The sequence below is a fragment of the Rhizobium rosettiformans genome, assembly GCF_016806065.1.
Classification (GTDB): domain Bacteria; phylum Pseudomonadota; class Alphaproteobacteria; order Rhizobiales; family Rhizobiaceae; genus Allorhizobium.
The window spans coordinates 3995037-4009717 of record NZ_CP032405.1; the positions used below are offsets into that span (position 1 = coordinate 3995037).

At 60.3% G+C, this 14681-nt stretch carries 12 protein-coding genes and 1 tRNA gene; 4 read left to right on the forward strand and 9 right to left on the reverse strand.

Going from position 1 to position 14681, the window contains the following annotated elements; all coding sequences use genetic code 11:
- Positions 1-5 precede the first annotated feature (5 nt).
- Both D4A92_RS19560 and D4A92_RS19565 read left to right on the forward strand, forming a co-directional pair.
- A complete protein-coding gene (locus tag D4A92_RS19560) occupies positions 6-1163 on the forward strand; it encodes an ABC transporter substrate-binding protein (protein WP_203016695.1) in 1158 nt (385 codons plus the stop codon).
- 75 nt (positions 1164-1238) lie between these two features.
- Positions 1239-2108, forward strand: coding sequence for a hypothetical protein (locus D4A92_RS19565; protein ID WP_203016696.1), 870 nt, complete (start codon positions 1239-1241; stop codon positions 2106-2108).
- 225 nt (positions 2109-2333) lie between these two features.
- On the opposite strand, the gene metH is transcribed toward D4A92_RS19565, so the two are convergent.
- The gene (gene metH, locus D4A92_RS19570) at positions 2334-6095 is read right to left on the reverse strand and encodes a methionine synthase (RefSeq protein ID WP_203016705.1); all 3762 of its coding nucleotides are present in this window, start codon (positions 6093-6095) and stop codon (positions 2334-2336) included.
- Between the two features lie 157 nt (positions 6096-6252).
- Between metH and D4A92_RS19575 the strand changes: the two genes are divergently transcribed.
- On the forward strand, positions 6253-7509 hold the full coding sequence (locus tag D4A92_RS19575; protein WP_203020061.1) for an AGE family epimerase/isomerase: 1257 nt from the start codon (positions 6253-6255) through the stop codon (positions 7507-7509).
- Positions 7510-7583: 74 nt separating this feature from the next.
- Here the strand turns inward: D4A92_RS19575 and D4A92_RS19580 are convergent, their stop codons facing one another.
- Positions 7584-8327: an SIMPL domain-containing protein gene (locus D4A92_RS19580; RefSeq protein WP_246753983.1), complete on the reverse strand. Its 744-nt coding sequence runs from the start codon at positions 8325-8327 to the stop codon at positions 7584-7586.
- Between the two features lie 191 nt (positions 8328-8518).
- On the opposite strand from D4A92_RS19580, the gene D4A92_RS19585 reads away from it, so the two are divergent.
- Positions 8519-8594, forward strand: a tRNA-Ile gene (locus D4A92_RS19585).
- A gap of 93 nt (positions 8595-8687) precedes the next feature.
- Here D4A92_RS19585 and D4A92_RS19590 read toward each other — a convergent pair.
- From D4A92_RS19590 to D4A92_RS19620, 7 genes are all read right to left on the reverse strand, one after another.
- A complete protein-coding gene (locus D4A92_RS19590) occupies positions 8688-8984 on the reverse strand; it encodes a hypothetical protein (RefSeq protein ID WP_203016707.1) in 297 nt (98 codons plus the stop codon).
- A 53-nt stretch (positions 8985-9037) separates the two neighbouring features.
- Complete coding sequence (locus D4A92_RS19595; RefSeq protein ID WP_203016708.1) at positions 9038-9448, reverse strand: MarR family transcriptional regulator; 411 nt, start codon at positions 9446-9448, stop codon at positions 9038-9040.
- Positions 9449-9718: 270 nt separating this feature from the next.
- The gene (locus tag D4A92_RS19600; protein WP_203016709.1) at positions 9719-10612 is read right to left on the reverse strand and encodes a Mu-like prophage major head subunit gpT family protein; all 894 of its coding nucleotides are present in this window, start codon (positions 10610-10612) and stop codon (positions 9719-9721) included.
- Positions 10609-11574, reverse strand: a complete 966-nt coding sequence (locus tag D4A92_RS19605; protein WP_203016710.1) for a phage protease — start codon at positions 11572-11574, stop codon at positions 10609-10611. Before D4A92_RS19605 ends, D4A92_RS19600 begins: the two co-directional genes overlap by 4 nt.
- Before the next feature lie 675 nt (positions 11575-12249).
- A complete protein-coding gene (locus D4A92_RS19610) occupies positions 12250-13674 on the reverse strand; it encodes a ParB/RepB/Spo0J family partition protein (RefSeq protein WP_203016711.1) in 1425 nt (474 codons plus the stop codon).
- Entirely contained in the window at positions 13671-13994 is a 324-nt protein-coding gene (locus D4A92_RS19615) for a hypothetical protein (protein WP_203016712.1), read from the reverse strand. Before D4A92_RS19615 ends, D4A92_RS19610 begins: the two co-directional genes overlap by 4 nt.
- Positions 13991-14368, reverse strand: coding sequence for a hypothetical protein (locus tag D4A92_RS19620; protein WP_203016713.1), 378 nt, complete (start codon positions 14366-14368; stop codon positions 13991-13993). The genes D4A92_RS19615 and D4A92_RS19620 overlap by 4 nt, the downstream gene beginning before the upstream one ends.
- Positions 14369-14681 lie beyond the last annotated feature (313 nt).

Consider the following 14681-nt stretch of genomic DNA (forward strand, 5'->3'; position numbering starts at 1 on the left):
CAGCCATGGTCAGGAAGAAGACATCAACGGAGATTGACGCCAAGGGTTTCATGGCCGAATTCATGCGGCTGAAACGCGGCTCCGTCACGCGTCGTCATTTTCTCTCTGTCACCGGGCTCGGAATGGCAGCCCTCGTCATCGGAGGAAGCAGCAGGACAAGCGTGGCGACTTCGGAAGGTTCGCCGCTCGGCAAGAAGGTCTCGCTCGCAACCTGGCCGAACTATCATGATCCCAAGACCTTCGAGGACTTCACCGCCCGCTATGGCGTAGAGGTCGACGTCTCGATCATCGGTTCCAACGAGGGCACTTTGCTCGCCCTTGAACGAGGCAGGGTCTGGGACATCATCATCCCCACCCAGTATGCGATCGCGCCCTATGTGAAGCGCGACATGCTCGAGCCCCTCGAACTCCGACGCCTGCCGAATTTCGATCTTGCCGCCCATGCCGACCGCTTCCTGAAGCCCGGCGTCCGGGCAGGCGCGATCTTTGCGGTGCCGAAAAACGCCGGCACGACCGGCATCGCATACAACAGCCGCCAACTGAAGCCAGTCGAGACCTGGCGCGACTTCTTCGATGTCGCCATGACGAAGGCGACGGGTAGGACTATCGTGCATGACTACCAGCTGACCGCCATCGGCGGCGCTCTGGTGGCGCTTGGCCACGACTTCAACTCCCTGGATCCGACGGAACTGCAACACGCCGAAGACCTGCTCATGCGGGTCAGGCCGCACCTCTTGGCCGTCGACAGCGACTACCAGCCTGCAATGCGCACCGGGGAAGCCTGGATGACCATGTGCTGGAGCAATGACGCCTCGCAGATGCACCGCGACGTGCCCGAGATCGCCTATGCCATTGCGACCGATGGCGGAGAGATCTGGACGGATTATTACGCGATCCCTGCCAAGGCCCATAATAAACCGGGCGCCCATGCCCTGATCAACCACCTGCTCGACCCCGAGATCGCCGCCCGCGAGCACATCGTCCATGGCGGCACGGTCACCGACAGCCGCGTCCGCGCACTTCTGCCCGAAGAGATCCTCGCGGACGAAATCATTTATCCCGACGAAGCAAAGCTGACACCGCTGGAGTTCGGATTGGCCGTCGCAATGACGGACCCGACCCGCGCCGAGATCATGAACCGCTTTCGTGCCGCCCGCGGCTGACGCCGCTCTTCCCGCGTGATAGGCAAGGCACGTGCCCGGGAGGCTCCGGCACGATCGATCAAGCACGGGATTGCCATGCCGCAGATTTCCATCATCGACACCATTTCAGACCCCGGCAAAGACACGAGACCAAACGAGGATCGCCTCGGCTACAACAGCCACGCCGCTTTCGTCATCGACGGCGCAACCGGCCTTGGCGACCGCCAGTTCATGGATGGCTTCGGCTCGGACGCCGCCTGGATCGCGGAATTCGCAGCGCTGCGTTTTGCCGAGCGGCTCGACAGCAGTTCAGATCCCAAGGCGGTGCTGAGAGCCGTGTCCGAAGAGGGGCGCGACGCCTTCCTGGCGACGGCGGGCGAACAGCCGCGCTACACTTGGCCGCTCTGCAGCCTGACTGCCCTGCAGGCAACGTCATCAGGTTTCCGCTGGTTCGGCCTTGGCGACAGCTGCATGTATATCATGCATGACGACGGCCAGTCCGACTTCGTCATCCCGATCCCCGGTGCCTATGAATGGGAGCAACACCGGGCGGCAGAGCACATCGCCCGCGTCGGCGGCATCGGCGCGGCAGGTGTCGCCAATGACGACCCGCAGACGCTGGAAGATCTGCGTCGTGGCCGGGCATTGCAGAACACATCAGGTGGCTCGACCTGGACCTTCGGCATCGTCCCCGAAGCCGCCGATTACCTCGCCATGGTGGATGTCCCCGTCTACGGCGGCGGCGCCACAGCCCTCCTCTGCTCCGACGGCCTCGCCGATCTGGTCGCGCTCTACAAGCTCTACACCCCCGCCACGCTGATCCAGCACGCTGCGACGACGGGGCTGAAGTCACTGGTCTCAGAGCTTCGCCACATGGAGCGGGAGGTCGATCCGGATGGCTTGAAATATCCGCGCTACAAGCAGAGCGACGACACGACGGCGATCCTGCTGAGGCTGGAGGCGTGAAGGCAATTAGGAATCTGCCTCAATAGCTTACTAGCGAATTCAGAATCGATTTGTGAGCGGCCTAATGGAAAGGTGGAACGCCCAGTTGGGCCCCTCATCCGCCCTTCGGGCACCTTCTCCCCGCAAGCGGGGAGAAGGCCGTGTGGCTGGCGTTTTGCCGCCTTCTCCCCGTTCACGGGGAGAAGGTCCCGGCAGGGGGATGAGGGGCAATTGCCCGCCAGCCGATTACTCCGCGGCCACCGCCTTCGGCACATAATTCAACACCGGCCCAAGCCAACGTTCCACTTCGCGCACATCCATAGCCTTGCGCGCCGCATAGTCCTCGACCTGGTCACGCTCGACCTTGGCGACGCCGAAGTAATAGCTGTCGGGATGGCCGATATAGAGACCGGAGACGGACGAGCCCGGCCACATGGCATAGCTCTCCGTCAGCGTCACACCGGTCGCCTTGGTCGCGTCGAGCAGCGAGAACAGCGTCACCTTTTCCGTATGGTCGGGCTGCGCCGGATAGCCAGGCGCCGGCCGGATGCCGGCATAGGTTTCCGAGATCAGCTCCTCGGGCGTTAGGGCCTCATCCGAAGCATAGCCCCAGAACTCCTTGCGTACCTGTTCATGCATGCGCTCGGCAAAGGCCTCGGCGAAACGGTCAGCCAAAGCCTTCACCAGGATCGAAGAGTAATCGTCATTCGCCCGCTCGAAGCGTTCGGCGATCGCCACCTCTTCGATACCGGCCGTCACAACGAACCCGCCGACATAATCCGGAAGGCCCGTCTCCAGAGGTGCTACGAAATCCGACAAGGCGACATTCGCCCGTCCCTCGCGCTTGGCGATCTGCTGACGCAGCGTGAAGAAGGTTGCGAGTTCCTCCTTCCGGCTGTCATCCTTGAACAGCCGGATGTCATCACCCACAGCATTGGCCGGCCAGAAGCCGATGACTGCACGCGGCCGGAACCAGTTCTCCTCGATGATCTTCTTGAGCATCGCCTGCGCATCGGCAAACAGCTGTCGCGCCGCCTCGCCCTGCTTCTCGTCTTCCAGGATCGCCGGATAGCGACCCTTCAGCTCCCAGGTCTGGAAGAAGGGCGTCCAGTCGATATAGCGGGCAAGCTCGGCAAGATCATAGGTCTCGAACACCTTGGTGCCGGTAAAGCTCGGCTTCGTCGGTTTGTAGGCGCTCCAGTCGACTTTGACCGCATTCTCCCGGGCCGACGCCAGCGGCTGACGCTGCTTTTCGGCTTCCGCCCGCGCATGGGCCTCTGCCACCTTGGCATATTCGCCCTTGATGCCCTCGACATAGGTCTCGTTGCCATCTTCGGCCAGCAATGCGGAAACGACGCCGACGGCACGGCTGGCATCGGTCACATAGATCGCCTGCCCCGCCTTGTATTGCGGATGGATCTTGACGGCCGTGTGTACCCGGCTCGTTGTCGCCCCGCCGATCAGGAGTGGTATGCTAAAGCCCTGTCGCTGCATTTCGGAGGCCACATGCACCATCTCGTCCAGCGACGGCGTGATCAGGCCGGAGAGCCCGATGACATCGACATTCTCTGCTTTCGCCACTTCGAGGATCTTGGTGGCCGGCACCATGACGCCGAGATCGATGATCTCGTAATTGTTGCAGGCAAGCACGACACCGACGATGTTCTTGCCGATGTCGTGCACATCGCCCTTCACCGTCGCCATCAGTACCTTGCCGGCTGCCTGGCGATCGCCGGTACCGCCATTCAGCCGCTTCTCTTCTTCCATGTAAGGAAGAAGCACGGCCACCGCCTGCTTCATCACGCGGGCCGATTTCACCACCTGCGGCAGGAACATCTTGCCGGCGCCGAAGAGGTCGCCGACGACATTCATGCCCGCCATCAGCGGCCCTTCGATGACGTGAAGCGGACGGTCGGCCTTTTGGCGCGCCTCTTCCGTATCGATATCGATGAACTCGGTGATGCCGTTGACCAGCGCATGCTCCAGCCGCTTTTCGACCGGCCATTCGCGCCACGTCATGTCCTGCGTGCGGGTCTTCGCCTCGCCAGTGCCACGATAGCGCTCAGCAATCTCCAGCAGCAGCTCGGTGCCGTCGCGGCGCCGGTTCAGCACGACGTCTTCGCAGGCCTCGCGCAGGTCAGGATCGATGCTTTCATAGACCGCCAGCTGGCCGGCATTGACGATGCCCATATCCATGCCCGCCTGGATGGCGTGATAAAGGAAAACCGCATGCATGGCCTCCCGCACCGGCTCATTGCCACGGAAGGAGAATGAGAGGTTCGAAACACCGCCCGAGATATGCACCAGCGGCATTTCCTGCCGGATCGTCCGCGTCGCCTCGATGAAGTCGACACCGTAATTGTCGTGCTCCTCGATGCCGGTCGCGACCGCAAAGACGTTCGGATCGAAGATGATGTCTTCGGGCGCAAAGCCCGCCTCTTCCGTCAGGATGCGATAAGCGCGGCGGCAGATCTCGACCTTTCGCTCATAGGTATCGGCCTGGCCCTTCTCGTCGAAGGCCATGACGACGACGGCAGCACCATACTTGCGGATGAGCTTCGCCTGGGCGACGAAATTCTCCTCGCCCTCCTTGAGCGAGATGGAATTCACCACCGCTTTGCCCTGCACGCATTTGAGGCCCGCTTCGATGATCGGGAACTTCGACGAGTCGATCATCACGGGCACGCGGGCGATGTCGGGCTCGGCGGCGATCAGGTTCAGGAATTCGACCATGGCCTTCTCGGAATCGATGAGGCCCTCGTCCATGTTGATGTCGATGATCTGCGCGCCGTTCTCCACCTGGTCGCGCGCAACGACAAGCGCTGCGGAATAGTCGCCAGCGGTGATCAGCTTGCGGAACTTGGCCGAGCCCGTGACATTGGTGCGCTCGCCAACATTGACGAAGGGAATGTCCTTGGTGAGCTCAAAGGGCTCGAGGCCGGAGAGGGACATGAACGGGCGGTGTTCGGCGGGCAGCCGCGGCGCCCTGCCCTTCACGGCCTCGGCAATGGCCGCGATATGCGCGGGCGTCGAGCCGCAGCAACCGCCAACGACATTGACGATACCCTCTTCGGCAAAACCGGCAACGAGCTCCGCCATCTCCTCCGGGCTCTGGTCATACTGGCCGAATTCATTCGGCAACCCGGCATTCGGATAAGCGGAAATGAATGTGTCGGCGACACCCGACAGCTCCTGCAAATGCGGGCGCATGGCGTCTGCCCCGAGCGCGCAGTTCAAACCGACGGCAAACGGCTTCGCATGGCGGATCGAGTTCCAGAAGGCCGTCGGCGTCTGGCCGGACAGCGTGCGGCCCGAAAGGTCTGTGATCGTTCCCGAAATCATCACCGGCAGGCGAATGCCCTTGGCAAGGAAACGCTCCTCACAGGCAAAGATCGCCGCCTTGGCATTCAGCGTATCGAAGATCGTCTCGATCAGGATGAGATCGGCACCGCCGTCGATCAACCCGTCGATCTGCTCGCCATAGGCGGCGCGCAAGTCATCGAAGGAAACAGCGCGGTACCCCGGATTGTTGACGTCAGGCGAAATCGACGCCGTGCGGTTTGTCGGCCCGATGGCACCGGCGACGAAACGTCGCTTGCCGTCCTCGCGTTCGGCCCGGAAGGCCGCCCGGCGCACGAGTTCGGCGCCATGGCGATTGAGGTCATAGACCGCCCCTTCCATCTCGTAATCGGCTTGCGCAATGCGTGTCGACGAAAAGGTGTTGGTCTCGAGAATGTCGGCCCCCGCCATCGCATAGCGGAAATGGATGTCCTCGATGGCATCAGGCTGCGTCAGGATCAGCAGGTCGTTATTGCCCTGCTGGTGACAGGCGCAGCCAAGGAAACGTTCGCCGCGAAAATCGTCTTCCGTCAGGCCGAGGCCTTGGATTTCCGTACCCATGGCGCCATCGAGGATCAGGATGCGTTCGCGCGCCGCCTCTTGCAGCGCCTTCAGGATCTCCGCCCCGTCACGGTTTGCGCCCTCGCGGCCGAACAGTTGATCGAGCATCTGCGAACTCTCCTATTGCGTATGCGACACGCCCAAATCACATAAAGATATCTTTATGTCAACATTTGATCCATCTGTGCGTGACAAAGGTCAGGCGGTGGAAGCGACGTCGGCGATCGGCTATAGAAACGGCTACGATGCGTCCAGGGAGGAAGAAATGTCGGAAAATCAATCACAGCCGCTGCCATCCACCCCCTGGAGCGCCCGCCCCTATCATCGCAAATGGCTGCTGGCACGCGCCGACGAACTCTTCGATTTCTTCTCCGGCCCGGCCATCAACCCGAAGGGCGGCTTCTACGACCTGTCGCGCGATGGCAAGCCGCTGTCGACCGACAACCCCGCGCGTGGCATCCATGCCAGCGCCCGCATGGTGCATTGCTACGCCATCGGCCACCTGCTCGGCCGGCCAGGTTCTGCCGACATCGTCGATCACGGCATGCGTTATCTCTGGGATCGCCACCGCGATGAGAAGAACGGCGGTTATTTCTGGCAGGCTGATAACACAGGTCCTGCCGACGACTCGAAACAGGGCTACGGCCACGCCTTCGTCCTGCTCGCGGCCTCCTCGGCCAAATGCGCCGGCCACCCGCTCGCCGACGCCATGCTCGCCGATATCACCGAGGTGATCGAGCAAAAATTCTGGGAAGAAGAGCACGGCGCAATCGCCGAGGAATTCTCCGCCGACTGGCAGCCGGTCCCAGGCTATCGCGGCCAGAACTCCAACATGCACCTGACCGAAAGCCTGATGGCCGCTTATGAGGCGACCGGCGAACGGCACTATCTCACAAAGGCCGAGCGCATCGCCGACCTGATCATCAACCGCCGCGCCCGCGAGGAAGCCTTCCGCGTCGCCGAGCATTTCGATGAAAACTGGGTGGTCGACCGCAAATACTATCACCCGAACGAAATGTTCCGCCCGGCCGGCACCACACCGGGCCACTGGCTGGAATGGGCAAGGCTTCTCTTGCAGCTCTGGGTGCTCGGCGGCAAGCGCCAGGCCTGGATGCCGGATGCGGCACGCGGCCTCTTCTTCCAGTCCATGGCGCTCGGCTGGGACAAAGAGAAGGGCGGCTTCTTCTACACGCTCGACTGGGAAAACGCCCCCGACAAGCGCGCCAAACTCTGGTGGCCGCTTTGCGAGGGTGCCGCTGCCGCGCATTTTCTCAGCCAGCACCAGGAAAGCGACTTCCACGAAGAGAGCTACCGCAAGATCTGGAACTACATCGCGAACAACAATCTCGACCGCGAGTTCGGCGGCTGGCACGAGGAACTGACCGAAGACGGCATCCCGTCCAACATCCTCTTCCCCGGCAAGGGCGACATCTACCACGCGCTTCAGGCCTGCCTGATCCCGCTCTTCCCGGCAGACGGAAGCCTGACGAAGATGATCGCCGAGCATCCGCTCGACGTTTGAACGTCGTCGAGATAACTGAACACAAAAAGGGCCGGAAAACCGGCCCTTTCTCATACTCGCAACGGTGGGCGCGCTTACTGTTCGATGGCGTAGGTGATGTTGACGGTCACCGAATAGCGGTTTTCGCCGGATGCGATCGGCACCGACTCGTCCGCCATCTTTGCCATCGGCGCTGCGGCATACATTTGCGGCATCGGCCGGGCGAAGTTTTCCGAGATCTCGACGATACGACCGATCCTCACGCCGGCGGCCTCCGTCAGCGTCTTTGCCTTGGCGGCAGCCTTCTCGACCGCCTGCTTGCGCGCAGCTTCGATAGCCGTCTCCGGATCGTCATTGGTGAACGTGATGCCACCGCCCTGGTTGACGCCGAGCGTCACCGACCGATCGATGATCTCACCCAGCTTGGCAAGGTCGCGAACCCGAACGGTCAAGCCGTTGCTGACCGTGTAGCCGACGATCACAGGCGCCTCATAGGTGCCATCGGTTCTGTTTTCCTGCTTGTATTTCGGCTGGATCGAAAAATCCGTGGTCTGCACGTCCTTCTCGGCGATGCCCTGCTCCTTGAGGGCGGCAAGCACTTCACGCATGGCGGCACTGTTGGCCGACAGCGCCTCGCCAGCAGTCTCTGCATCGCGAACGACGGAGAGCGAAATGACCGCCATATCGGGCGCGATCGCCGCCTCCCCCTCGCCCGAGACCATGATCGTCGCTTCGCGAAGCTGGCCTTCAGCCGCCACGGCTTGCGCAACAAAACCGGTCGAGAGAACCGAACCCGACAGAGCCGTGGCCATGACGAGCGCGCGTGTAATTTTCAGCATGGAATATGTCCTTTGTCCCGCAATGCCGGCGGAGCTCTTCGTCTCACCCGGCACAATGCCCTTCCGGCATCTGTGATGACGCGTGATTGTGAAGCCAATGCGGCAGAGGCTTGTCGCATACCGGAAATTGCGTTAGAGCCCGTGACCGGTGCGGGGTGACCATAACCCGCCCGACGGCTTTGCGCCGGGCTGGGCCTGTAGCTCAATGGTTAGAGCCGGCGGCTCATAACCGCTTGGTTGGGGGTTCGAGTCCCTCCGGGCCCACCAAAAACCCATTGCCCCGTCCGGCTGCCTGAATATCGTTGTAGCTTGACACGCAAATCCGGAAATTTGACACGCAAATCCGGAAAAACCATTTTTTCAATTTGTCTCTTCAGCCGCACGAATGACGGCTTCCCGGCGGAGACGCGTCCAGTAGCGATAGATAGCCTGTCGCGACGGTGTCCGCGATCCGCCAAACTGTCTCCGAACCGTTTTTTCAATCTCTCGTACTGTCAGATGGCCGAGCTTCATGGAGATGAAGACTGCAACCTCTGGGTCCCGTTCAATGGTGCTTCGACGGGGCTTCGAAAGCTGTTTGAAGCTAATGCCGCTTTGCTCTAAATCGAGCCTTGCTTTCAGCAGCGCCTGGTAGTCTGTCAGAGGGATCGTCACCAATCCCGGATAGCCCGCTTTTTTGAAGCGGGCAGCCCTTCGGACATTGGGCCGGGTTATGCGACATTCGAGGTGACCTTTGTAGGTCTGGGCATCCGGCTCACTAGCCCCTGATCCCTGAGCCGCTTCACGTGGCGTTCAACACCGGACTCGGTGATGCGCAGGAGCATCGCGATTTCGCGATTCTTGAGCCCCTGCTCATAGTACCTCTGGACAAGAAACGAGCGCGCCAGAGGCATCTTGATGTAGCCTCCCGGCATCTCGCTGCCCAGCTTCCTGACGCTGTCCCGCGAAATCGCTTTGAGGAGTGTCAGGTTCTCGCGTTCGGCATTCGCCGGAATGTAGCAGCGGAGACCGCCGAAATGCACAAAGAGACTATGCGCCTCATCGTCTCCGATCAGGTCGCGGATTTGGTTAACGTTGAGCGATTCATGGAAATGGCCGTCGATATCGTCATCATGAAACATGATCGCTCCTGGAAATTTTGCCCCGGCAGTGAGGAAAGCGGCGGACTCACTGCCGGGGCTTAGACGTCGCACCACACGAGGAAATGGCGCGACGATCTGGCTAGTTCACGCTGCGGTCTGACATGGCTCTTCCATCTAAAGGGTGCGTCCAGGCGGCTGACGGTCGCCTGGACGCTTGAGGACGTTGGACCCATGGATATCGCCCAACGCATGCTTGCCGGGAAACCACTCCGGCGATCAGTGCCCGCCAGCAGGGAACGGGCACCGAATTCAGGCGACGTGCGCCGTAACGATCAGCTCGACGGAATTTGCCCAGATGTTGCTTTCGCCGCCGCTGATGAGCGTGGAACTGATCAGCCTGCGAGCTACGCCCTCAAGCGCCGGGGGAACCACCATGTGCGTTGCCATGATACTGAGGGGCTTGCCGCTGGGGCGGCGCAGGGTCGCCATCGCGGTTCGAGCGGCTTCGTAGCTTGCTTCGTTCAGGGTTGCGCCGGAGCAATAGGCAAGCTGCCACAAACCGTAGCCTGCATTGCAGCGGCCATCGGTGCCGTAGATGTACTTGTTCTGGAAGAACACGTTGTCATCGTTCGGTGCCGTCTTCGAAGTGAAATCGAACGGTCGGCGCTCCTGGTAGATCATCGGCTTCAGGGGCTGACTGCAATCGAAGAGATACCATTTCGGACCAGCGCCGGCGACGTAGTTGGATGCAGCGACCTGGTCGCCCTGTTCATCGAAGCCGACGTGATCGGTGTCGAAGAAGTACTGCCCGTCGAAGCACTTGGTCACGGTGCCGTCCTTGATCAAGTCGAAGACCAGGCTGTCAGGAAACTGCGCGACATCGAAGCCAAGCTTCTCCAGGCGCGGCCCGAAAATGCCGTAGGTGTCGTCTTCGATGTTCTCGCGGGGAACCGACACCGTCTCTTCGAAGGTCCGGTTCTTGATCCGGTACTGCGCGCCCGAAAGATCGTGAATGATACGGTCGCCCAGCCATTCGCGAATGCCCGGCGTGTCTTCAAGCCAGCCGTAGTTTTCGGCGGCATGGCTGGAGCTGACCTTCATCGCGATCTTCAACCAGTGCGACGTGGCGCTGCTCAAGCCCTTGTTAAACGACGTGTTGAACCCGTCGTACAGTGACTTCATGGTGCTCGGGTTGATGTTCATTTGTCGGCCTTTCCGCCATAGGCTTTGACATCTTCAGCCGAGAGGCCGAGGTTGCGATGCACGTCCGTCACCTCCGAGCTTCCGCTCTGGTCACGCTCGCGCTGTTTCGAAAAATCGTGGGAGGATTGCAGACTGGAGATGAATTCACCCACTGGCTTGCCGGAGCCGGTGAGGAAGTCATCAAACGCTGCCTTGTTGACCTGGCACAGGCTCACGGCCCAATCGCGCATGAACGGCAGGAGTTTTCCGCCCTTGATGTGACCGTCCACTTCCACTTCCGCCGCCTGGAGCGAGATGCCGGAGCGCAGTTTGTGCAGTTCCGCAACGGTCTGCTGGAACATGTCAATCGGCACGAACTGCGCCGGATCGGCGCTGTTCATGCTCTTGCTGGTCTTGACCGTCTGAAGGATCGCGTCGGCATCCGCAGTCGCAGGAAGTCCGAGCGCCGTCCGCAGATCGCTCATGAATTTCTCGTAGTCCATGGAAAGGCCTTTCTCAGCCGCATTGAGAGACTTCAGGGTGAGGTTCGGGTTGTTGGTCAGCGAGGCGCGGGCAATCGCGAGGACCTTGAAATCCTTGGTGTGGAAAAGCACCGGAGACAGGAACCGAAATTCCTTGTCCTTCACCTGCTGCGCCGCCTTCGGGGTCCACTCGACAAGGCCCCAGATGCCATCAGCCCGCGCTTCCATCTGGGAAATCCAGCCAGCGGCAGGCGCTGGCAACCCTTGAGGCGCAAGCTTGTCGATTGCGTGCTCATAGTCGATGGGCAGCTTGTCGGTGCTGATGTTCTGGAATGAACGGCTGATGACGGCCTTCGCATCGTCAACCACGTAGGGGCCGCGACCGTCCACGGTCTTCATCGAGCCGAGCGTGACGAGCTGGACCCATTGTTGCCGTTCTCCCTGTTCGGAAGAGGCAAGACTGACGGCCTGGGCAGTCGATGATTGAAGAGAGAGGTCCATGGGGCTTTCCGGTGGTTAGCCCCGAAATTGCCCGGAAAAACGCCAGAAAACCATGCCCGCCTAAGCGGGCACGGTCTCGGAAAGACGCCAAACTGAGAGTTTTCTAGCGGAAAATCACTGTGGAACTAATGCCCGCCGTGGCGGAAAGTTCATCGAGTGGCTCCACTCCTCTAGCTCTCCTCATCTTCGCCCTGAGAAGAGCGTCAAGGGCGATTCCGGCCCGTCGCTCGTGCCAGGCCGTCAAATCGCGCCCACGGGCTTTGAAGGGGCCTCGAAATCGATTTTAGGCTGAAGCGATAGTGATTCCTCTTCCCGTTCGCGCTCGACGCGCCAAGGAATGTCCTCAACGCTGTGGTCATTAGCAAGATGGCAGGCCACCCAGAACTGCCCCTTTGCGTCCAGCTTCCGGCAGAATTCCACGGCCCAATGCTTGATACCAACCTCTTCTCGTTCCAGAAGGTTTGTCACCAGCTCGGGGATGAACCATTTCGTGAATGCTCGCGCTGCGAAGAGATCTCACATTTTAGCGCGATCCACAAGCGCACCGCTTGCCTTCTGTGGTTGCCCCTCGGCCGCAGTCGTGAAGCGCGCCCAAGGGCTTCAAAAGTGCTTCAAAATCGATTCTGCGAGCGTTCTTTCGAGATCGGCGCAGCCTTCAGCACCGAGATTGCCATTCTATTCGGTCGCGGATCGCCCATTGCGCTTCTCCTCTTCCAGTTCCCTCGCCTCGTCTTCACGCCATCGCTCGACCTTCCAGGGAATGTCATCAACCCGATGGCCGTTACCGAGGTGGCATGCTACCCAATACTGTTCCTTCGCATTCAGCTTCCGGCAGTATTTTGCGGCCCAATGAGCAATGCCCACTTCCTCACGTTCGAGCAGATTGGTCGTAAGTTCGGGAATGAACCACTTCTGAAACGCCTTTTGCCGCTTCATTTCGGGTGTGTGGGCTGGACGGCCGCGCTTTGCTTTCCGCGCTTTCGCGGCCTTAGCTTTCGCGACGACCTGGTCGTGTTTTGGCCGGTTCGCCTTCTCCTGGGCATTCACCTTTTCGGAAACCCCAAGGGCTAGCCGCCATGCTCGCTGGTCTTCTTCCTTTTGCTCCTTCCGCGCAGCCACAATCTCCGCATAAGTGGGCGCGACATAAAGTGTCCCGTACGGGTCGCGCATCATCTCCCACAGCGGTGACTTGTTGCCCGGTGAAGGCAGCGGAGGCGGAGGCGGGAAGTCTGTCGGCCACGGATCGAGCGGCTTGGCAACCGCGCCGATCTTCTCCAGGGCGGCGGAGCGGCGGTCTCGCGGCATTCCCTCCCAGGCTTCCACAAACTGCTGTTCGCGCCAGTCACCCGTCTCCATGCGGCCGACAATCCTGTGGCCCGCCTGTATAGCGTCTATGCGCAATACCGCGTCAAGGTCTGGATTGATGGCGAGACTGGTGGCTATGCGGCCCTGCATCACAAAAATGGGCTCTAGTTTGCCTGGGTAGGGCTTTATCAGCTTCCGCAGGCAAGTCTGATCCTTGGCATATTTCGTGCCCCGTAGGGCAGAACGCAAGGAAGGATGCATGTTTCCTATCTTAAGCAATCGCCAAGCGGTACTCTTTGAAATGCCGAACTTGTCCGTTAAGTCTTTGTAAAATCCTGATTTTTCCAGAAAATCAAATTCACGTTTCAAGGTTTCCGTGTGAAACCTTGATCGTCGGTCGCCGCCGTGGGAAATCGGCCCATTCATCTCGGTCCACAATTGAGCGAATCGTGCGACGTGTTCACCCTGCTCCAAAACATCCAACGTCGGCAAGGCCAGATTGTCGTCAATAGAGAGCAAAAGAGCTTCCGCCTTGGTGCGCAAAACCGCCTCAATTTCACTTCGACCAAGGATCGCCATCGCCCGAAGCCGACGCGCTCCATAGATCAGAGTATAGGGCTTTTCTCCGCCCTGCCTGGCCGAACTGCGGTAAACTGCAATCGGCGTCTTCTGCCCCTCGGTGTCAATCAGTCGCGCCAGCCGCTGCGCTTCCGCCTCATCCAACGGACGCACATAATCGTCCGGCACGTGGACCTGATCAACCCGAACCGAAAAGGTCTTGGAAATGTCGCTCAACACTGCGCATCCCCGATCATCGTCAACCGACTACTCACGATAGACGCGAGAAGCACAGAAACGCTCGTTCCTCTCTTTTTGGCGGCTTCCTTGAGCTTTTGCCTAACGGCAATGGGAAGCCTCACGCTGATAGGCACGCCCAGTTCCTGCGGCACGTCGTTGGGTAGGTCGCTCTTGTCAAGCGCCGCGATCACGACCGGCCGCAACATCGAACTGACGCTCTGTCCGCGCTTCTTGGCAAGGTCAAAGATCCGCGCCCGCAATTCGAGGCTGATCAACGCGCTGGTCGGTATTGCCGTTTGCAGGTCCGCGTCCGTCAAAGCGCCGCCTCCATCCGTTCATAGCTCGCCGCAAACATCGGGCTTTCCAGCCGCCCGTTCACGGTCTGGAGCGCAAAGTGAATCGAGGTGCGTTGCCGCCCTTGAAGCCGGGCGATCTGTCGCTGCTCCATGCTCAAACAGTTGACCATCAGGTGAACGGCGATCTGCCGCGCCAGCTTCGCGTCCAGCATCGTGCGCGGCGGCTTCCGCACCTGGTCGATAGACAACCACTGGAATTCCGATTGAACAGCCCGGTAAGCCCGTTCGGCCCTTGCGACCGCGTCGGGGCCGTAATGCGCAGCACTCGGCTTGCCGGAATAGCGGCGATGCTTATGTTCGCGGCGCTGGGCCTGAGAAGCGATCATGTGCGTCATTTCGAGAGGTAGCCCCTCTCTTTCAGATAGTCTGACAACAATTTCTCTATGAGAGACGTAAGGGACCGCTGATCGTCAGCTGCTGCGCGATCCGCAGCAGCCTTCATCTCCGGCTTGATGCGGATGTTCAACTGGGCTGATTTGTTTCTCGGATTATCTGCCATGTATAGCCTAAGGCTGTTGCCAATCACATTCATTATGTGTATAGCCTTAGGAGTCACAAATCAAGCGGCCCGCTGAATGAGTTCGCACCTCATCCAACAGGCCTAACCCAACGGCAAAAGGAGAACCCCTCATGCCACAGGCTGCTTTC